Annotated in this window: 20 protein-coding genes; 4 read left to right on the forward strand and 16 right to left on the reverse strand. The window is 47.8% G+C overall.

Annotation, left to right across the window (positions count from 1 at the left end; all coding sequences use genetic code 11):
- Positions 1-8: 8 nt before the first annotated feature.
- Positions 9-164: a lmo0937 family membrane protein gene (locus tag D2910_RS10165; protein ID WP_117313425.1), complete on the forward strand. Its 156-nt coding sequence runs from the start codon at positions 9-11 to the stop codon at positions 162-164.
- 57 nt (positions 165-221) lie between these two features.
- Here the strand turns inward: D2910_RS10165 and D2910_RS10170 are convergent, their stop codons facing one another.
- Genes D2910_RS10170 through D2910_RS10180 form a run of 3 tightly spaced genes read right to left on the reverse strand, consistent with a single transcriptional unit; the run spans position 222 to position 3,784 of the window.
- Positions 222-1,340: a GNAT family N-acetyltransferase gene (locus D2910_RS10170; protein WP_084243064.1), complete on the reverse strand. Its 1,119-nt coding sequence runs from the start codon at positions 1,338-1,340 to the stop codon at positions 222-224.
- 25 nt (positions 1,341-1,365) lie between these two features.
- Positions 1,366-3,462 carry a heavy metal translocating P-type ATPase gene (locus D2910_RS10175; RefSeq protein ID WP_117313426.1) on the reverse strand — a complete coding sequence of 699 codons (2,097 nt, stop codon included), beginning with the start codon at positions 3,460-3,462 and terminating at the stop codon, positions 1,366-1,368.
- Positions 3,428-3,784 carry an ArsR/SmtB family transcription factor gene (locus D2910_RS10180; RefSeq protein WP_117313427.1) on the reverse strand — a complete coding sequence of 119 codons (357 nt, stop codon included), beginning with the start codon at positions 3,782-3,784 and terminating at the stop codon, positions 3,428-3,430. The genes D2910_RS10175 and D2910_RS10180 overlap by 35 nt, the downstream gene beginning before the upstream one ends.
- Before the next feature lie 175 nt (positions 3,785-3,959).
- Between D2910_RS10180 and D2910_RS10185 the strand changes: the two genes are divergently transcribed.
- Positions 3,960-4,379: a universal stress protein gene (locus D2910_RS10185; RefSeq protein WP_084243067.1), complete on the forward strand. Its 420-nt coding sequence runs from the start codon at positions 3,960-3,962 to the stop codon at positions 4,377-4,379.
- 50 nt (positions 4,380-4,429) lie between these two features.
- Here the strand turns inward: D2910_RS10185 and D2910_RS10190 are convergent, their stop codons facing one another.
- The 5 genes from D2910_RS10190 to murB form a co-directional block, all read right to left on the reverse strand.
- The gene (locus D2910_RS10190; RefSeq protein ID WP_117313428.1) at positions 4,430-4,765 is read right to left on the reverse strand and encodes a fluoride efflux transporter FluC; all 336 of its coding nucleotides are present in this window, start codon (positions 4,763-4,765) and stop codon (positions 4,430-4,432) included.
- On the reverse strand, positions 4,762-5,106 hold the full coding sequence (locus tag D2910_RS10195; protein WP_240633615.1) for a fluoride efflux transporter FluC: 345 nt from the start codon (positions 5,104-5,106) through the stop codon (positions 4,762-4,764). The genes D2910_RS10190 and D2910_RS10195 overlap by 4 nt, the downstream gene beginning before the upstream one ends.
- Positions 5,107-5,150: 44 nt before the next feature.
- Positions 5,151-7,517: a penicillin acylase family protein gene (locus D2910_RS10200; protein WP_117313430.1), complete on the reverse strand. Its 2,367-nt coding sequence runs from the start codon at positions 7,515-7,517 to the stop codon at positions 5,151-5,153.
- Between the two features lie 91 nt (positions 7,518-7,608).
- Complete coding sequence (locus D2910_RS10205) at positions 7,609-9,087, reverse strand: potassium/proton antiporter (RefSeq protein ID WP_084243071.1); 1,479 nt, start codon at positions 9,085-9,087, stop codon at positions 7,609-7,611.
- 92 nt (positions 9,088-9,179) lie between these two features.
- On the reverse strand, positions 9,180-10,097 hold the full coding sequence (gene murB, locus D2910_RS10210; RefSeq protein ID WP_084243072.1) for a UDP-N-acetylmuramate dehydrogenase: 918 nt from the start codon (positions 10,095-10,097) through the stop codon (positions 9,180-9,182).
- Between the two features lie 204 nt (positions 10,098-10,301).
- On the opposite strand from murB, the gene D2910_RS10215 reads away from it, so the two are divergent.
- The gene (locus tag D2910_RS10215; RefSeq protein WP_084243073.1) at positions 10,302-10,826 is read left to right on the forward strand and encodes a YceI family protein; all 525 of its coding nucleotides are present in this window, start codon (positions 10,302-10,304) and stop codon (positions 10,824-10,826) included.
- A 597-nt stretch (positions 10,827-11,423) separates the two neighbouring features.
- On the opposite strand, the gene D2910_RS10220 is transcribed toward D2910_RS10215, so the two are convergent.
- The 4 genes from D2910_RS10220 to D2910_RS10235 all read right to left on the reverse strand — a co-directional run bounded on the left by D2910_RS10220 (position 11,424) and on the right by D2910_RS10235 (position 15,581).
- The gene (locus D2910_RS10220; protein WP_117313431.1) at positions 11,424-12,965 is read right to left on the reverse strand and encodes an FAD-dependent oxidoreductase; all 1,542 of its coding nucleotides are present in this window, start codon (positions 12,963-12,965) and stop codon (positions 11,424-11,426) included.
- Between the two features lie 115 nt (positions 12,966-13,080).
- A complete protein-coding gene (locus D2910_RS10225; protein ID WP_117313432.1) occupies positions 13,081-13,710 on the reverse strand; it encodes an FMN-dependent NADH-azoreductase in 630 nt (209 codons plus the stop codon).
- Positions 13,711-13,814: 104 nt separating this feature from the next.
- A complete protein-coding gene (locus D2910_RS10230) occupies positions 13,815-14,525 on the reverse strand; it encodes a DsbA family oxidoreductase (RefSeq protein WP_084243397.1) in 711 nt (236 codons plus the stop codon).
- A gap of 129 nt (positions 14,526-14,654) precedes the next feature.
- Positions 14,655-15,581 (reverse strand): manganese-dependent inorganic pyrophosphatase, encoded by a 927-nt coding sequence (locus D2910_RS10235; RefSeq protein WP_117313433.1) that lies wholly within the window; start codon positions 15,579-15,581, stop codon positions 14,655-14,657.
- A 377-nt stretch (positions 15,582-15,958) separates the two neighbouring features.
- On the opposite strand from D2910_RS10235, the gene D2910_RS10240 reads away from it, so the two are divergent.
- Positions 15,959-16,771, forward strand: coding sequence for a GNAT family N-acetyltransferase (locus D2910_RS10240; protein WP_233208568.1), 813 nt, complete (start codon positions 15,959-15,961; stop codon positions 16,769-16,771).
- Between the two features lie 390 nt (positions 16,772-17,161).
- Here D2910_RS10240 and D2910_RS10245 read toward each other — a convergent pair whose 3' ends face one another.
- The 4 genes from D2910_RS10245 to D2910_RS10260 form a co-directional block, all read right to left on the reverse strand.
- Entirely contained in the window at positions 17,162-18,457 is a 1,296-nt protein-coding gene (locus tag D2910_RS10245) for an arsenic transporter (protein WP_372869774.1), read from the reverse strand.
- A gap of 15 nt (positions 18,458-18,472) precedes the next feature.
- The gene (locus D2910_RS10250) at positions 18,473-18,811 is read right to left on the reverse strand and encodes an ArsR/SmtB family transcription factor (protein ID WP_240633600.1); all 339 of its coding nucleotides are present in this window, start codon (positions 18,809-18,811) and stop codon (positions 18,473-18,475) included.
- 236 nt (positions 18,812-19,047) lie between these two features.
- Complete coding sequence (locus D2910_RS10255) at positions 19,048-19,575, reverse strand: type 1 glutamine amidotransferase domain-containing protein (protein ID WP_117313435.1); 528 nt, start codon at positions 19,573-19,575, stop codon at positions 19,048-19,050.
- 69 nt (positions 19,576-19,644) lie between these two features.
- Positions 19,645-20,235: a DNA-3-methyladenine glycosylase gene (locus D2910_RS10260; RefSeq protein WP_117313436.1), complete on the reverse strand. Its 591-nt coding sequence runs from the start codon at positions 20,233-20,235 to the stop codon at positions 19,645-19,647.
- Positions 20,236-20,240 lie beyond the last annotated feature (5 nt).

Genomic DNA, 20,240 nt, shown 5'->3' on the forward strand with positions numbered 1-20,240 from the left:
GAAAACACATGGCTCGTATTTTATGGATTATTCTTGTAGTTATTTTAGCAATTTGGCTTATCGGATTTTTAATGGACGTAGCAGGCGGATTAATTCACCTATTACTAATCGTAGCAGCAATCATTCTTATCGTTAACTTGATTTCCGGTAGGAAAGGGATATAGAAGAAGAGACGGCGAGGGTCAATCCTCACCGTCTCTTTTTCTGTTTATCCATATTTGCTATTCTCTGATTTTCGAATAGACGCATGTATCACGCAGTTTATTGTCGAGGCGGGAGATCGTCTCATTGCGGAGGATGCCTTCCAGTTTAAAATCAAGCCTTTCCGCAACAGCACGGCTTCTGACGTTGTCAGGATCGCATTTGATTTCCACCCGGTTTGCCCCGAGTTCCTCGAACGCAAAACGCGTTATGCGCTCAACCGCTTCAGTCACATACCCTTTTCCTTCAAAACGATTGTCGACCCAGTAGCCGATTTCGAACTTCCGCACTTCCCAATCGATGCGGTGCAGCCCGCTTGATCCAATGAATTCCCCGGTTTCTTTCTGGAAAAAATGAAGGCGGAGATCTTTTCGCAATTGGAAATCAGCAGCCGCTTCGATGAGATTCGCTTCAATCTGCTTCAGGTCAGGTTTTTTCTGCGCAAACGGCATCCAGGGACGCAGCGATTCAATGGAATGCTTGATCGCTTCATAACTGTGGACCGCATCTTCACGACGCGGCGCGCGGATCAGCAAACGCTCCGATTCGAATTCTTCCGGAAACTCGAGCAGGACAGGATTAAAAGGTGTCCCTGACGGTTCCGCAATCGTATCTTCCCATAAAACAGGCGTCGTAACACCCTGTTGCCAGTCTTCTCGGGTCATTCCGTAAGTGACCGCATCGAAATAGCGGTTTTCTTTTGCCGAAAACCAGGCTTGGCGGATATGGGCTTCTTTAACGAACCCCGTCCGTTCAAAAGCCTTGCGCATCGCAAAGTTATCGTGGCGCGTATGCCCTTCCAGCCTGATTTTCTTTTCCGGCAATGAGAAAACGAAATCCGCCGTCATTTTCAATGCTTTCGGCCCGTAGCCTTTCCCACGGTATGGATCGGCAATCCGCAAATCGAATAACGGGATGTCGTCCTGCAGATCAAAGATTTTCACAAGCCCGACCTGTTCCCCTTCATCATTTTCAACCCAGAAGGTAGTTACCTGATCAGACTGGTAACCGCCTTCTTCGATCGTCTTCTGTATTAAGGCACGGACTGGATGTTCCTGTCCGTGATATGGCCAGGAATTCGTCGTCATAAAATGGATCAGCTGTTCCTGCTCTTCCATTGTCCATTCAGTTAATTTCAAAACAAATCCTCCAAGCATGCATTGCTTACTTTTGAACCTTGACCAGGCGCAGAGCATTCAAGATTACGAGCAGGGTCGCACCCATGTCCGCGAAAATCGCAATCCATAAAGTGAGCCAGCCCGGAATGATCAACAGCAAAGCAATTACCTTCAGCCCCAAAGCAAACATGATATTTTCCTTTATTATACGCAATGTCTTGCGGCTTAGTCGAATCGTATAAGGAAGTTTTTCAAGATCGTCAGCCATCAGCGCGATGTCAGCTGTCTCAAGCGCCGTGTCTGTACCCGCTCCTCCCATGGCAATGCCGACTGTGGAAGCCGCCAGTGCCGGCGCATCATTGATGCCGTCGCCGACCATTGCAACGCGGCCGTATTGCTTCTGGAGTTCACGGATCGCCGATAGTTTGTCCTGCGGCATCAATCCTGCCCGCACATCGGTGACGCCGATTTCTCCAGCGATTGCATTAGCGGTCGCTGGATGGTCGCCTGTCAGCATGACAGTGCTGCCGATGCCCATCTCTTTCAATTTACGCACAATGGCCGGGCTTTCATTTCGAATCGCATCAGCCACAGCAATGACGCCGATAAATTCTTTTTCTTTAAAGACAGCCATCACCGATTTACCGCGCTGCTGCAGGCTTTGGGCATGCTCGGGGATTTCAAACCCGAATTCTTCCGCCCACAGCAGACTGCCGATATGGATCCGCTCTCCATTAACCAAGGCATAAGCCCCTTTGCCGGTGACCGAATTAAACCCTTCGGAAGGAAGCATCTGCGTCGCTTCCTTGACGATAGCGCGAGCCAACGGATGCTGGGACATCGCTTCTGCTGATGCAGCCAATTGGATGAGCTGATCTTTCGTATACCCATTTTCCGGTACCGCGTCCGTGACTTCCGGATAGCCTTTTGTCAGCGTTCCGGTTTTATCGAATGCCACGACGTTGATGCGGCCTGTTTCTTCCAAGTGAATGCCGCCTTTAATAAGGACGCCTTGTCTCGCCGCATTGCCGATAGCCGTAACGATTGCGACCGGTGTCGATACGACAAGTGCGCAAGGGCAGCCGACAACCAGGACAGCTAAGGCCTGATAAATCCACAGCTGCCAGTCGCCTGTCAGATACCCCGGCACCAATGCGGTTAGGAAGGCGATGGCGATGATTGCCGGTGTATAGTATTTCGCGAACTGGTCGACGAATTTTTGCGACGGCGCTTTTTCCGCCTGCGCTTCTTCCACCAAGTGGATAATTTTTGCGATGGTTGTATCTTCAACGCGTTTGGTGACGGTCACTTCAAGCGCACCTTCTTCGTTCATCGTGCCGGCAAATACATCAGCCCCAGGTTTTTTGACTTCTGGAATCGACTCACCTGTAATGGCCGCCTGGTTAACCGCAGACTCGCCGCGAAGCACTACCCCATCCATCGCAATTTTCTGCCCAGGTTTGACGATCAGTACATCACCGATGCGCACTTCTTCCGTGTCCATTTCGATCAATTCACCATCCCGCTGGATCAAGGCGCGTGAAGGCGCCAAATCCATAAGGCTGCGAATCGACTGGCGTGCTTTATTCATCGAAAACGATTCAAGCGCCTCACTGATCGCAAACAAAAATACGACAACAGCGCCTTCACGCCATTCTCCGATTATGGCAGCACCGATGACAGCGATGGTCATCAATGTTTTCATATCGAATTCAAGGCGGCTAAGGTTCGTTAAACCGGTACGGAACATATGATAGCCGCCGACCAGCATGGATCCGCCGAACAGGCCGATTGCCCAAGGGTTGCTTTCACTTGTCTGGAAAGAAAGGATGACACCGGCAATCAGCAGCAGGAACGAAATCGCCGTTTCAATCGTCTGACGCCGTTTGTAGAAAGGCGTTTGTTCGATTTTCGCTCTTTCCGGATAGACCCGGATATGGTCGAATGCCCCCGCGCGCTCCAGGTCCGCGATGGAAACGTCACCATCAACAGTCAGCTTCGAAGCCCCGAAATTCAATTCAACCTCTTTGATATCCGGCAGGCTGCGTATATTCTTCTCGAATTTCGCCGCGCAATTCGTGCAGGACAGATTTTCAAGACGGTATGTTTTAACCAACTTCTTCACCTTCTTTCGCGTGTTCATGCGCAATGGTCACAAGCTGATGGACGTGCTTGTCCGACAGCGAGTAATAGATTTGCTTGCCTTTTCGTTCGGATTTTGCAAGTTTGCGCTCACGAAGATACCGCAGATGATGGGAGGCAGTAGCTGTCGAGCCGCCGATCACCGCCGCAATATCGCAGACACACATCTCTTCTTCTATCGTCAGGGCGAAAGCGATTTTCAGCCGTGTTTCATCAGCCAGCGCCTTGAAAAGAATCGCCACATCAGTGAGATCCGTCATTTGTTTTTGAACATTTTCCACTTTTCCGGGATGATCTTTCGAAATTTCACATATCTCTTTCATGGCTCTTCCTCTTTTCATTCAAATATCCATTTGATTGTTTTCCTCAGTGTAGCCTTTTCCGCCGTTATAGTCAAACCTCCGTTTGAATGATGAGCGCTTTTTTTGCCAAGAGGAAATTAAGCTTTTCACGTCGAATAGAGACACTAAGCTTTTCATAAAAGAGGGGGAGACGTCGATGTATCAGAAAATACTTTTAGCGGCAGATGGTTCTGAGCACTCAAGAAGGGCGGCGGCCGAAGCATTGAAGATGGCGAAGGTGTTCAAAGACGCCTCTGTGACCTTGCTTTATGTAGTCGATTATGAAAAAGCCCGGACGGAAGTGCAGCACGATAAACACAGCGACGAACCACATCATTACCGACGTCAGCTGCTCTTGCCGCTTGAGGAAATCTTCAGCTCTGCGGGTATACCCTATGAAACCACGACCCTTCACGGTACGCCAGGTCCTACAATCATCAAGCACGCCAATGAAAACGATTATGACGTCATCTTCATCGGCAGCCGGGGACTCAATTCATTCCAGGAAATGGTGCTCGGAAGCGTCAGCCATAAAGTGGCGAAACGCGTCCATGCCCCTGTGGTCATCGTCAAATGAAATAAGAGGCTGGAAACAGACGGTATCCGTCGGTTTCCAGCCTCTTAACGTTAAAAAATCATATATCCTGCTACAAACAAACCCAATCCGCCGAGCAGATTTGCAAGCAAGTAAGAAATACCTGCCAGCCATTTGCCGTCTTCAAAATCCTTTACCGCATCCAGCGCCATCGTCGAGAACGTGGTGAATGCGCCAAGAAATCCGGTCATCCAAAAAACGGACAGATTGCCGCTTCCGACAAATGCACCTAAAGCAAATGAACCCAGGATATTCACCAGCAGCGTAGCAATTTTCGGCTGACGCCACCGGGCTTCAGCGACCAGGTAAAACAGGTAACGGGCCATGGCGCCGAGAAATCCGCCAAGCGCAATTTCAATCCCGCTCATCCACTCACCCCTTCCCGCCCAAGCCACAATCCGGCAGCTGCTGCCGCTGTTGCCGCGATGGTCATTCCGAGACCATATAGAATACCGGTTGCCAGGGAATTCTCAAGCATCCGGAACCAATCATTCGAGAAAGCCGAAAAAGTCGTAAATGATCCAAGCAGCCCAGTCGAGATGAACAGCCGCAGTTCAGCAGATTTTCCGCTGAGTTTCATGACTGCGAAACCGATCAGAAAACTGCCGACGATATTGATGATCCAGAGACTGACAGTGCCCGGAACCGCTGCGTAAATCCAGGCCCGCAGCAAAGAACCCGCCATGCCGCCGAATCCGACCGCTAACATCCTTTTCAAATCAAACGCCCCATATCTTTTTTTCCCATTATAACTTACTCGGCTGTGAGTGTTAAGGTCGATCCTTCCGCCGAACCGTCTATCGTTGTCTCATGGTAATTGCCTTCCGCCCATTTGCCGACTTGATTATGGAAGAAGTCAGATTTCACATGGCCGCTCAGACCCGGCCCTACAATATGGTGTGCACTGGATAAATCAGAAAGGTCTGCTACAAATCGCCATGCCGCTCCGTGGTCGACATTGCCCTGTTCATCAAATGCTGCCGCCTGCACGGTGATATTTGAACCGCCAAGTGCCACCGGATCCGGATTCAGGATACTTTCGAATATAGGAGAAGCTCCTGCGAGCGGATGCGGGAATGTCAATTGATGATACTCTCCCCATTTCCAGTCTTCCGGGTCTCCCGAAAACTCATCTTCAATTTCCGTTAAGCTTGTTTCCAGCGCATCCGTCAGCCACTTTCCGACGCCGCCATATTCACTGACCCATGTTCCGTCATTGCCGGCAAACGAGTCGCGCATCATCGCATCCGTAATGTGATTTTTGCCCGGCATCAGCTCATAGACATCCTCCGGGAAGCTGTCTTCCAGCAACGTATGCGGCAGCTGTTTCATCCATTTATGGAACATCAGCGGCGCCGCCTGATCTGCAGCATCCACCTGGTCCCATTCAGCGAGAATCGCAAGCTCTTCTTCGTAGTCGTCACTTTCCGCCCTGACTGCTTCGATCATATCCGCCAAAAATTCCTCAGCATAAAGATTTTTCTTATCCATCTGAAGCTCCATCATATCTTCAGCCGTTAAATTATCTGATGCCTCCAGCACTTCCGCGATCCGCTTGTAGCGGTAGGGCTGTGCCCAAAAATCAGTGATATGGTATTCATAGGAATCGTCGACCACTTCATTGTTCGCCGTGGCAATAAAACCGTTTTCCGGATTCACAACAGTCGGCAATTCATCGAATGGCACATAGCCTTCCCAGCCATAATCCGCGGAATCACCGGGAACCGGCAATTGGCCATCACCTGTTTTACGGATTGGAATGCGTCCGTTCGCTTTATAAGCGATGGTGCCATCCGTTCCCGCAAAAACGAAATTCTGGGCAGGCGCCTGGAAATCTTCCAGCGCCGTTTCAAAGTCCTCCCAGTTTGAAGCTTTATTGAAACCCAGGACTGCCTGCAGTTCAAGAGTCGGTTCAAGGGCCGTCCATTGCATTGAAAACACCGCGCCCGGATCTTCCTCTTCATAGAGCAGTTCAGAAATGACCGGACCATGGCGAGTGACCACCACTTCAAAATCAACGGTTTCGCCGTCTTTCACTTTGATCGGCTCATCCCTTACTTCCGCCTGCTCCCATTCACCTTCATAACGGAATTGAGTCGGATCTTCCGGATTCGGCGTTTCGATATAAAGGTCCTGTACATCAGGACCGACATTGGTGACACCCCAGGCGACTTCTTCGTTGTGCCCGAGAATGATGCCGGGCACGCCAGCGAAAATGACGCCGCTGACATTCTGCTCCGGAGACTGCAAATGCATCTGATACCAGATGGACGGCGTACTTAACCCAAGATGCGGGTCATCTGCCAGGAGCGGCATGCCGCTTTCCGTCTTATCACCGGAAACGACCCAGTTATTGCTGCCGTTGAATTCATTCGGCACAAGCGAAGCATCGAATTCGCCCGCCACTTTTACCTGGCTGTTGATATTGGCTTCGATAATTGCCGGTGCATCTTCCGGATAGTCGATAAACAACTCCTTGGCTTTCGCTTCAGGAAATTCACCAAGCGCCCAGTGTCTTACGGCAAGCGATGACCAATTGCCCCCAAGATCGTAGGCCATGAATTTTCCGATGGCCAGTGAATCGACCGGTGTCCACTCTTCCGGCTCGTAGCCAAGCAAACTGAATTCATAACTCAGGGTATCTTCTTCCTTTGCTTCATCTATAAAAGCGTTGACTCCTTCTGCAAACCATTCCAGCACTTGCTTCGATTCGTCATCGTAGCCTTCCCATGACTTTTCAGCCGCGTCGCGCAAACTGAAAGTCCGGAAAAATTTATCCGTATCGACTGCCGCAGCGCCGACTGCTTCCGCCAATCTTCCGCTTGCCTGCCGACGTGACAAATCCATCTGGAACAACCGGTCCTGTGCCACGACATAGCCTTGCGCGCGGTACAGGTCTGCATCGGACTGCGCTTCGATATGCGGAACACCGATGTCGTCACGGGTAACCGTCACATCTTCATCCAGTACGGAGACGTTTAATTCCCCATTGATCACCGGTTTTGATTTTCCTATGTAAGCGTTAACATAAATGAGTCCGATAACGGCAATCGCCACCAACACCCCAAGCGTCCCCAACACCCATTTAAGCCATTTTCTCTTTTTCTGCTTTTTCTCCATTTCCACTTTCTCCCCCTTTTCGATGTCTTAATTTTATTCGACCATAGCCACGGCAATTCCTTCAATGTAAAAAAGCCCGCATATTAGCGGGCTAGTTTACGATGTCCTCTTCACCAAGAACCATTTTCACTTTTGACACTTGCTTTTTCTCTGTCAGGACATAGAGTACGTCACCGACTTTGAGCTTCGTTGTGCCGGTTGGCATAACCAGGCGGCCTGAGCGGATGATCGCACTGATCAATGTCTGCTTCGGCAGACCGATCGTCTGCACAAGCTGGCCGGCAAACGGTGACTTGCTGGTCAATTCAACTTCCAGCATTTCTGCATTCGCTTTATCCATCGACACCAACTCCAGTGAGTGGATGCGTTTGGGCGATGGCCGTCCATTCAATTTCAATTTATTTGCAAAGAAAGGAATGGTTGAACCTTGCAGCAAAGCGGAGGTTAAAACGATAAAGAACACGACATTGAAGAACAGGAAACTATTTTCCAGACCGGCAAGCATCGGGAACGTCGCCAACACGATCGGCACCGCACCACGAAGCCCTGCCCAGGACATGAACAATTTTTCATTCAATGAATAATCGAAGAAAATCGTCGATGCGAAGACAGCGATCGGCCGGGCGATAAAGATCAGCACAAGCGACAGGACAAGTCCTTTCCAAATGAGGTCCCAGTCAGCCAGCTGGCTTGGGAAAACGAGAAGCCCCAAGATGACGAACATCAGGATCTGCATAAGCCATGCAAGTCCTTCATTGAAACTGATGATCGAATAGCTGTGCGTCAAATCGCGCGTTCCGATGACAAGTGCCGCCAGGTAGACCGCCAACAGGCCGCTGCCGCCAAGAATAGCCGTAAAGCTGTAGATGAATATGGCAAAGCCGACAGACAGGACAGCATACAGACCTGAAGCATTCAATTTGATGCGATTGATTGTCCACGAAGCGAGCAGACCGAGCCCCACTCCTAAAATCCCGCCGACGCCCATTTGCAGCACAAAGCTGCCAAGCATCGTGAAGACAGAGGAGTCAGGCGTCAGGATCAATTGGATAAAGGCGATTGTCAGGAACATCGCCATCGGGTCATTGGTACCGGATTCCGCTTCCAGAGTCGAAGAAATCCGTCCTTTGATATTCTGCCCCGCCAGAACCGAGAAAACGGCAGCCGCATCGGTCGATCCGACAATCGAGCCAAGCAGAAGAGCTTCCAGAACGGATATGCCCAAAACATAATAAGCTGCAGCTGCCACTACTGCAGTTGTTATCAGAACGCCAAGCGTGGCCAGGACCAAAGATCCGCCAAGCACCGGACGTATATTCTTCCATTGCGTCTGCAGTCCGCCTTCAAACAATATGATGATCAAGGCCACTACACCAACCAATTGCGCAACTTCAGCATTGGAGAAATAAATGAGGCCGGAAATATCGCTGCCGAGGATCATTCCGATAATCATGAAGAGAACTAGGGAAGGGACTCCAGCACGTGCTGAAATTTTTGTCATCAGCACCCCCATTAACAGGAAAGCGCCGCAGATAAGGATGATTCCATTAATTGTATAGTCTATCACCATCAGCTCCCACGATTATTTATTATTCAATTATAGCATGATTTTGCGCCATTAAAAAAACGGGAGCCCCTTATTAAGGGCTTCCCGCTAATTATTCACACTGTATCGTCGCCGACAATTTTCACTTCAAGCTCCAAATCGATGCCGAATTTTTCCCGGACAGCCGATTTCACCATTTCAATTGTCTGGATATAATCATTGGCCGTCGCATTGTTTTTATTGACAATAAACCCTGCGTGCTTGGTCGAAACTTCCGCACCGCCGAATCCTTTGCCTTGTAAACCACTTTCCTGGATCAGCTTGCCCGCAAAATTGCCCGGCGGACGTTTGAAGACACTTCCGGCTGAAGGGAATTCAAGCGGCTGCTTGGATTCCCGCTGATGCGTCAAATCGGCCATTTTCGCGTCAATGACGTTTTGGTCCCCTCTTTCAAGACCGAATTCAGCCGACAAAACATAATAGCCTTTTTTCGTTATGACACTCTTGCGGTAATCCAGTTCAAGCTCTTCTTTGGATAGAAGAAGTTTATCGCCCGTCTTGGTCAGGACGGTCGCCTGAACAATGATGTCTTTGATCTCTCCGCCGTATGCTCCGGCGTTCATCGCCATCGCTCCGCCGACAGAACCCGGGATCCCGCATGCGAATTCAAAGCCCGTCAACGTGTTCAAAGCAGCGGCTTTAGAAACTTCCTTGATGTTTGCGCCGCCTTGCGCGTAGACATTCATACCATCGATGCGGATTTCGTTAAGGCTTTTCAGGTTCAATACAATTCCCCTTACTCCGCCGTCACGTACGACCATGTTCGAGCCATTCCCCAACAATAATAGGGGAATATTATTTTCATATGCATATTTCACTGTATAAGCAGTTTCATCTTCGTTTGTAGGTGATACAAAAATATCAGCCGGTCCGCCCATTCTTGTCAATGTATGGAGATGTAGCGGTTCGTCGATTTTCACGTGGCTGTCCGCCACAAATCGGCGAAGGTCTGATAACCATCTTTCTTTCGTCATTCCAAGCAAATCCCTTCTAAACGTTTAACTTCTAATAGTATCCGATTTTATTGCCCATTTGACAAGCTTTTATGGTCAGTTACGTTCAAAAGTCCAATAAAATATTTATCTCGAATTCGAGAATAATTAATTAAAGTATATTGACATCATAGTTTTATTGTTTTATAGTTTGGTTAGACATAAAAATATTGGAGGAAATCAAACATGAAAAAATGGACAGTAGACGCAGCGCATTCAGAAATCGGCTTTTCAGTAAAACACATGATGGTATCAAAAGTGAAAGGCTCTTTCGCATCATATGACGCAACAGTTGAAGCCGATGAAACGGATCTTCAAGGCGCATTGATCGATTTCAAAGTCGACGTGGCAAGCATCAATACAAACAACGAAGACCGTGACAACCACTTGCGTTCGGCGGATTTCTTCGATGCTGAACAGCATCCTCATATCACTTTCAATGCAAACGAAATCGTCAAAAAAGGTGACGACGAGTACGAATTGACAGGCGACTTAACGATGAAAGGTGTTACTCGCCCAGCCACTTTTGATGTGGAATACGGCGGCAAAGGCGTTAACCCATGGGGCGTGGAAGTTGTAGCATTCAGCGGCGAAGGCAAAGTGAACCGCAAAGATTTCGGCCTTACTTGGAACCAGACGCTTGAAACAGGCGGCGTGCTTGTAGGCGAAGACATCAAGATCACGTTGGAACTGCAAGCTAATCCAGCATAATTTATAAATCCATAGTAAAAGGAGCTGCAGATTTAATTGCAGCTCCTTTTTCAGGCTGTCGAGAAACATCAACTTCTTCAACCATTTCGCTGCAGCCGGACGCGTTCCGCAGGGAGCTGCCTGAGCCTCCTCGTCGCTTTGCGCCTGCGGGGTCTCAGGACTCGCTCTGTTTCCTGCAGGAAAGACATTGGCCGAAGCTTGCGAGGATAGGTCTTTGCGACGAAGCAGCGAAGCGATGCAGGAGCACATCTTTGCACTTCGCCGGCTGCTGCTACACTTTATATCTGTACAAGTAAATGAATATATTCTCAGAAAACAAAATTCTCATACCATGTCTTTATAGAAAGCGATTCTGAGATATGAAGCAAAACAGCGAAGACTCCCAGGGGATTAGAACCGGAGTTGGCTTTTCAACTCCGGTTCGAACGAAGTGCTGAGATCCACTCGGGCGAAGGGGACCGAGCACGAGTTAGCTCAGCTCGAGTCCCCAGGAAAGCGGAGCTGTTTTGTGGAATATCGGTTTTCTTTTTCTACAAATATTTAAAGGAGCTGCAGATTTCCTGCAGCTCCTTTCTCACTTTTTATTTCTATAATTAATTATTCTTCAATCCGCTTCAGCGGTTTGACGGCCGGGCCTTCCAGTACTTCACCTGTGTAAGAGAAGCGCGAGCCGTGGCACGGGCAGTCCCATGACCGTTCCGCGTCATTCCATTTCGTTTCACAGCCCATATGGGTACAGGTCGTATCAACAAGATGCAGCTGGCCATATTCATCACGGTAGCCGCCGGCCGCTCCTTTTGATGTTTTGACGCTTGCCCCTTCCCCTTTCTCAAGGGAGTCGGCCGTCTTCGTCGGGCGCTGCAGCTTGCCTTTGACCAGTTCTTTCGCAACCGATGCGTTGTCTTTTGCGAAACTTGCCATATCGGCAGGCTTCATCTTAGTGCGGGTCGGATTATATAAAGAGGCGTAGCGGTTTTCATTGCCAAGGATCTGATCACTTAACAGCATCCCCGCTAGAGCACCGTGGGCCATTCCCCACTTGTGAAAGCCGGTAGCGACCAGGATCTTCTCATAGCCAACCGTACTTGTACCTATATAAGGGACTTTATCAAGCGTCGTCATATCCTGGGCTGACCACCGATATGGAATATTTTCGATGCCGAAATATTCATCTCCCCACTCCGCAAGCTTTTGATAATTTTCCAGTGTATCTCCTTTATGCTTGCCCGAGCCATGGTCTTCCCCGCCGATCAGCAAAAACCTTTCTCCGTTGCCATCAGTTGCATACCGCAGTGAACGGCTCGGCTTATCCGTGCTGATGTACATATGTTTCGGAAGATCGCCTTTTACTTTTGCCGCCACCACATATGAACGTTCTACTGACATCCTCGCGAAATACATCCCGTCAGCGTCATTAAATGGATAATGGGTAGCCACAATCACTTTCTCACAGGACAGGTGTGACATGTTTTCCGTTTGGACTACCGGATCTTGTTTGCTGAGAATTTTTATAGCCCGTGTTTTTTCATAAACCGTGCCGCCGAGCCGTTCAAATTCCTTCACGAGTCCCGCCAGAAATTTCACTGGGTGAAATTGGGCCTGGTCGCGCATGACAATCGCTTCTTTGATGTCAAACGGCAACTCTGCTTCCGATTTCGCCAAACCACCGGGCAGTCCAAGCTGTTCATACGCTTCCGCTTCCTGCTCAATCAATTTGGCTCCGGCTTCCGTATTGGCATAGACAAACGCATCGTGATGCTCGAAGTCACAATCAATACCAAGTTCTTTTGCCGTGTTTTTGATGAATTCAAGTCCTTCGATGTTGGCATCATAATATTTTTTCGCTTCCACTTCGCCGGACATCTTGATTAAATCAGAATAAATCAAGTCATGCTGGGCTGAAATTTTCGCCGTAGTGTAGCCGGTGACGCCGTCAATCAGTTTTCCGGCATCGATCAAGGTCACTTTTTTCCCGGCCTTTGCCAAGAGATAAGCACTGATGATGCCGGCAATGCCACCGCCGACCACCCCAACTTCCGTCGATTCGTTCTTTTGCAGCTGCGGATAATTCGGTACATCTTTAAATGCGCGCCAGTAGGATTCTTTCGATTCTGGAATGTTCATGTTTTCATTCGTCATCGCCGCATGATACCTCCTAATATTTTCATTTACTTCCTATGTACCCTTCCGTCTGAAAATTAAGCGCAAAGAAAAACCCGGAAACGCATTTGCGCTTCCGGGTAAGTCCCTTCTGTTACACTCTTATTTTTTCAAGTGACTGAGCCATTTCTTCGACACGTTTCATGCCGTCCTCAATGATTTCCTGCGCTTTGTCAGGATACATGTTATGGCCTTCGATAATCACTTCTTCGATGTCTTCGATGCCGAAGAAGTTCATGATCATGCGCACATAGTTGACGCTCATTTCGCTTGGTGCCATTTCCGGAGTCGAGTAGACGCCGCCGCGGGCATTTAGGATGATGACTTTCTTTTCAGGTACAAGGCCTTGTGGACCTTCTTCCGTATATTTGAATGTTACGCCTGCGCGGTAGATGTAATCGATGAATGTCTGCAATGGCGCTGGAATTGTTTTATTCCATAACGGGAATGCGAATACGACAACATCAGCATCAAGGAAAGCGTCCATCGCTTTGTTCGCAGCTGTCAAAATGCGCTGCTCGATGTCATTCAATTCTTCAGCTTGCGCTGATTTCTGCATAGCGTCGAAGAAATCCTGGCCGAAATACGGCATATCTTCTTTGAACACGTCGAACGTTTTCACATTCGCGCCAGATCCCACATTATCCATAAATACGTCGTACATTTTACTTGAAACGCCCTCTGATGCGGGACGGTTATTGGCTTTTACTACTAAAACGTTCATGAAAAACAAAACTCCTTTATTTCTTAGTATTATTTATCTCAAATTAAAGACTTCTTAATTCTAATTAATTTTTATGACCTGGTCAATTAAGTTGCCTGGCAGACTCAGTCAGAAGAACAGGAATCTCCAGTGCAATAGCTGGTTTTTTTGCTGCCCAAGGGTTTTAAAGCAGGACGCAAGCCTTCTTCATCGGCGATTTGCTTGATGGAATCAACAAAAGCATCCAAAGGCTGTGCACCGGATATAGCGTATTTCCGATTGATGACGAAAAAAGGAACTCCCTGAACGCCCAATTGACCGGCTTCCGCTATATCCTGCTCCACATCGGCCATGAACTCATCAGAATCCAGGACGGCTTTGGCTTCATTGCGCGGCAATCCTGCTTTTTCTGCGTGATCCAATAACACATCATGCTTGCCGATATGCTCGGCATTTACGAAATATGCGTTCAGCAGCTGTTCTGTCAAAACTGCTTCAAGATTTTTCGTTTCTGCAAATTTCACCAGGCGGTGAGCGGCCAGTGTGTTTGCCTGCACCATATTGTCAAAGTCATAATGCAACCCGACTTGCTGTGCATGCTGAGCTACACCTTTCGTCATCTCTTTCGCCTGTTCCACGGACTGGCCAAATTTCGCGGCCAAACTTTCATATACTGGCATGCTGGAATCTACCGGAGTAGCGGGATCCAACTGATAAGCTTTAAAAGTAACTTCGGCCTGATTATTAAAGCCTGTTTTTAGAAGTGCCTGTTCCAGTGTACGTTTGCCTATGTAACAAAACGGGCACACGTAATCCGACCAAATTTCAATTTTCAACATCGTTGTTCACCTCGTTCTATACTATAGCAAGCACAAAAGGCATCCTCAATCATTCTGCTTGTTAAACTCCATTTACAATTCAGTTCTACATTTATAAATTAAAAAAAACTGATTCCCAAAAGGGAATCAGCTTAAGGCTTCCGTGATTACCGGAACGATCTGCTTCTTGCGTGAAACGATGCCTGGCAGCAGGACACGATTGTCGACAACGCTCGATTTGAATGCGCCTTCGATTATGCCGGAATTTCTTCCAAGTACGATCGCTTCCGAATTGTTGTTCAGAATATCCGTCACCACAAATACAAAGAGGTCAAGACCTTTGTCGGCAACCAGCTGGTTCATCAGCACTTCAATCTCGTGCTGGCGATCAAGGACTTCATTTACATCAATCGCATTCACTTGGGCCACTTCAAAACGGTGATCTCCTGCTTCAAATTCTTTTGAATCCAGCGAAATCAAGTCTTCAAGTGTTTTATTGCTTAAATCCGCCCCTGCTTTCAGCATAGCCAGCCCGTATACCTCAGCATCGACGCCGGCGATTTCAGCCAGTTCGCGTGCTGCCTGGATATCCTGGTCAGTGCAGGTAGGCGATTTGAATAACAGCGAATCGGAAATGATGGCGGACAGCATCAGCCCCGCAATATTGGCAGGTACCGTTACGCCATTTTCTTTGTAAAGCTTCAACAGGATGGTTGTTGTGCAGCCGACCGGCTCCGCCCGGAAGAACAAAGGATCTGTTGTTTCAAAGTTGGCGATCCGGTGATGGTCGATTACTTCAATCACCTGGACTTCATCAATATCGTCAGCACTTTGCTGGCGTTCGTTGTGGTCCACAAGGATTACCTGTGAAGCTTCCTCTGATACCCGCGTTACAAGCCGAGGTGCTTCAAAACCGAATTCCTTAAGTGCGTAAATCGTTTCGTTATTCATCTCGCCAAGGCGGATGGCTTCCGCTTCCATTCCTGTTTCTTTCTTGAGATGCGCATAAGATAAAGCGGAACAAATGGAATCCGTGTCCGGATTTTTATGGCCTAATACAAAAACTTTTGACATTTTTATGCCTCCTGATCATTGTTGGTTTCTGTGTAATTCTATCATAACTGTCCGGACAGCTGAACTTTCTGTGTTAAAGTCGCTTAAATTCGTCATTTCCTGTGATTTATATAAACCTAATGAAAAATTTAATAAAAAAAGCCATAGTGATTTTTTTCATTATGTAGTATTATATGACTACGCCTTTATAATTACTAAAATTGGTTTTATTGTTAAAACAAGTACTTTTAATGGAATTTTAAAGTAAAATATCTCTATATTTGAAATTATTATTATTCTGAATAGAATTTTTTTAGTATTAAGGGACAAATCAATATACTTAGCAATAGTACTAATGGTATAATTAATACAATTAAGCCATAAATTTCTGAAGGGAAGTGAAAATATTGACTATAATTCTGGAAAAGAAATACATTCCTTTAGCAAATTACTTTTCATCTGCCACAAATCCAACAATCAAGCTAAGCTTCAATGAAATCGAACAGATTATGGGCCAGCAATTGCCTAACGCTGCTTATTTGAATAGAAGCTGGTGGAAAAAGACCAAAGCGCCTGCCAAGCATTTCCACGCCTGGATGGATGCCGGTTATTTTGTCAGTGAAGTGGAGACGAATCGTTATGTCGTATTTGAAAAAATCGATTCTTCCAAAGGTAAAAATGCGAAGGATGGCAATGGTGATGAAGATATCCTATTGATCCGCAATGCTGAACACGGCGACGCACGTTCCCTTGCCGCTTTGATGAAAACGGTGGAAGCTGAATCCGAATTTATGCTGTACGGGAAAGACGAACGTACCCAGTCCACCCAAAAAGTCCGCAAACAAATCATTGAATGGCGCCAAAGTGGCCATTCCACGATCTTTATCGCTATTTTGAACGGTGAACATGTGGGCTTTTTGACAATCATCGGCAACGCAGCGAAGCGCGCAGCACATCGCGCTGAAATGTGCGTAGGCGTTCAAGCGGATGCCCGCCGCAAAGGCATTGCCACTAAACTGCTTCAAAAAGGCGAAGAATGGGCAGCTTCGAAAAACATCAGCCGCCTCGAATTGACTGTGGTCGAGAATGATAAGCCAGGCAGGAAATTATTCGAAAAAGCCGGTTATGTTTCCGAAGGGATTCGACAGGATTCCATGTTTATCAATGGTAAATATTATGATGAAATCTATATGGCTAAGTTTTTGGATTAAGCAAAAGAAAAGCGGAAGTGCCTGTTCAGCTCTGACGGGTATAAGACGAATCAGTGTAGTGGCGATCTTTGCCACGCAGCTGGTTTGACTTATATCCCGAAGAGCTAGGCACTGGAGACTAGACACAAAGTGGCTTATGACCCGAAGAGCTGGGCCGCTGGAGTCTGGACAATGTAAAACAGGCACTCTATTTCTAGGGTGCCTGTTTTTTATTATCAATAAAGTGAACCGATTTCACTTTTACTCCCAACTTTGTCCGATTTATTCCCAACTTTTATCGGTTTATTCCCAACTTCTATCGGTTTATTCCCAACTCTCCTGCTTTTATTCCCAACTCCGCCAAAAGGCCAAAAAGAGGTTCACCGTAACAGGTGAACCTCTTTTATTTATTTAGTTCAAGATTGTCAGCCACAAATACAGGCCGGTCAACGTGATGAACAATGTCGGAATCGTCAGGATGATCCCGATTTTGAAATAATAACCCCAACTGATGGTGACGCCCTTTGTTTTCAGGACGTGCAGCCATAATAATGTAGCGAGCGAGCCGATCGGCGTGATTTTCGGACCGAGATCCGAGCCAATGACATTGGCATAGATCAACGCTTCCCGCACGACGCCTGTCGTATTGGTTTCAGCGATGGCCAACGCATCGATCATGACGGTCGGCATATTATTCATGACTGACGAAAGGATGGCCGCGATAAAGCCCATGCCGATTGTCGCCGCATATAGTCCGTGCCCCGCCGTCCACTCGATTGCAGTTGCCAAAACCGAAGTCAAGCCGACATTGCGCAACCCATAAACGACTACATACATACCGATCGAGAAGAAAACGATCGCCCAAGGCGCACCCTTCAGCACGGTCATCGTCTCGACCGCTTCGCTTCTGCGCGCAATCGCCAGGAAAATGATGGCGACCGCTCCCGCGATGAACGAGACCGGAATATCCAACGTTTCACTTGCGAAATACCCGATCAGCAATACCGCCAGAACCACCCAGGACAGACGGAACATTTTCAGATCCTTAATAGCCGAGGCAGGTGTTTTCAATACACTGGCATCGAATTCTTTCGGAATATCTTTACGGAAATAAAGGTAAAGAACCAGCATGCTGGCCAGGATACTGAACAAGTTAGGTACAACCATGCGAATCGCATATTCAGTGAATCCGATATTGAAAAAGTCCGCTGAAACGATATTCACCAAGTTACTGATGACAAACGGCAATGATGCCGTGTCCGCAATAAACCCGGAAGCCATGATGAACGGCAGAATCATCGCATCCTTGAAATTCAAAGCTCTCACCATCGCCAGGACGATCGGCGTCAAAATCAATGCCGCTCCGTCATTGGCGAAAAGCGCCGCAACAATGGCGCCAAGAACTGTCACCAGAAAGAACATCCGAAGGCCGCTCCCTTTAGCCAAGCGGGCCATATGTAATGCCGCCCATTCAAAAAACCCGATTTCATCAAGTATTAAAGAGATGATGATCAAAGCGACAAACGTCAATGTCGCATTCCAGACGATGCCGGTCACATCCCAGACATCACCAAAATCAACCACTCCGAATAATAATGCTACCACTGCGCCGGCAATCGCCGACCAGCCGATTGACAATCCGCGCGGCTGCCATATGACAAAAATTAATGTGACGATAAAGATAAAACTTGCTAATCCAACTTCCACTATCCAAACAACTCCTTATTCACAAACTACTTTTTTTCCTTCCGCTTCCAGAGATTCCACTGTAATTTCCGGCTCAGGCAACAGGCTGAGCAAATGGATCAGCATCGGATAAAGCGCATGACGAACGTTCAGCGACCAAATGGTCCAACGCCCCCGCTTTTCTTCAGTCACCAATTCAGCCGTTTTCAACTTGCGCATATGCTGGCTAACCGCCGGCTGCGTCATATCCAGCAATTCCGTAAATTCACATATACAAAGTGAGTCTTTCGACAAGTACTTCAGTATCAGCATCCGATTATGATCGCTGATTGCCTTCAAATAGGATTCCATGTATGAATAATCCAAAGCATTCACCTTCTTTCAAGAGTTCCGTCACCCATTATATAAGTGTTTACTTATTTAATCAAGGTAAAATCCAGTGAATTTGCTGTTGTTTGTGCGATAGCAGAGGTTGTTTGCGGGATAATTACCGTTGTTTGCGTTATAGCCTTTGTTGTTTGCGTTATAACCCCGATTGTTTGCGTTAACCCGATTTTCCGCACCAAAAAACCCCGGCATCCGAAGCTGCCGGGGTTCCTTTACCTAGATTATTATTTTGACGAATACTGTTCAAGTACACGCAATGATTCACGGTTGAATGCCGGGATGTCATCCGGTTGGCGGCTTGTCACCAATTGATCCTGGCAAACGGCCACTTCTTCATCCACTAATTTGGCACCGGCGTATTCCATATCTGTTTGGATCGATTTGAAGCCTGTCGCCTTGCGGCCTTCAAGCGCTTTTGCTGAAATCAGCAATTGCGGGCCATGGCAGATTGCGAATACCGGTTTTTTTGCATCCATGAATGCTTTCGTGAAGTCCACGAAACGATCATCCGCACGCAATTGGTCCGGCGAAAATCCACCAGGCAGGAACAGCGCATCATAATCGTCCGGATTCACTTCGTCGATGCCCTTATCGATAGACACAACAGCTTCACCCTGCTTGCCTGTAACTTCCTTGCCAGCTTCTTTTTCAATCGTGAAAACTTCGTGACCTGCATCGTTGAATGCTTTCGATGGGTCGGTATATTCTACATCCTCAAACATATCAGTAATTAGCGTTGCAATTTTTGCCACTGTCTTCCACTCCTTTAATTTAATACTCTCCCTTATTATTCCACATAGAGAAATTACTAAACATGGCGCTTACCGGAATTTCGAGACATAAGGATTGTCCTGTTCCCAAAATCGATATGGGTAATGGACAGCTTCCTGTGAATTGCCGATGCCGACCCTCGGTCCGACAGAAACGGCATGCACCGGATCTCCTTCAGCGATATACAATGGGCGCTCTGTAAAATGATGGCCATAATAATCCATTGAAATCCCCATCGCCTTTGTCAGTTTGCCGGGACCGCTCGTCCATTGCTTAATCGGCAGATGCCGGCCGCGCAGGTCCGCCATCAAGTCAATCCCTTCAACCGGTTCCACTGCCCGGATCAGAATGGCACGTGGTGTGTCGACCGGACCGCTGACAACATTGATCAGCGTATGCGTATGCATTTGGTACGTATAGACAAGCCCTGACTTGCCGAACATGATTTCAGTCCGTTTCGTCCGCCTATTGCCGAAGCTGTGCGCCGCACGGTCTTCCGCTCCCATATAGGCTTCCGTCTCGACGATCCGCCCAGCGACGATTCCTTCCGGAAGCTCGTGTACAAGCAGCTGCCCCAGCAGGTTGCGCGACAAATCAAGAGTGGGCATATCAAAAAAATCCGCTGTGACTGGTTTGAACATCTTAC

The organism is Planomicrobium okeanokoites (assembly GCF_003428875.1).
Taxonomy (GTDB): domain Bacteria; phylum Bacillota; class Bacilli; order Bacillales_A; family Planococcaceae; genus Planococcus; species Planococcus okeanokoites.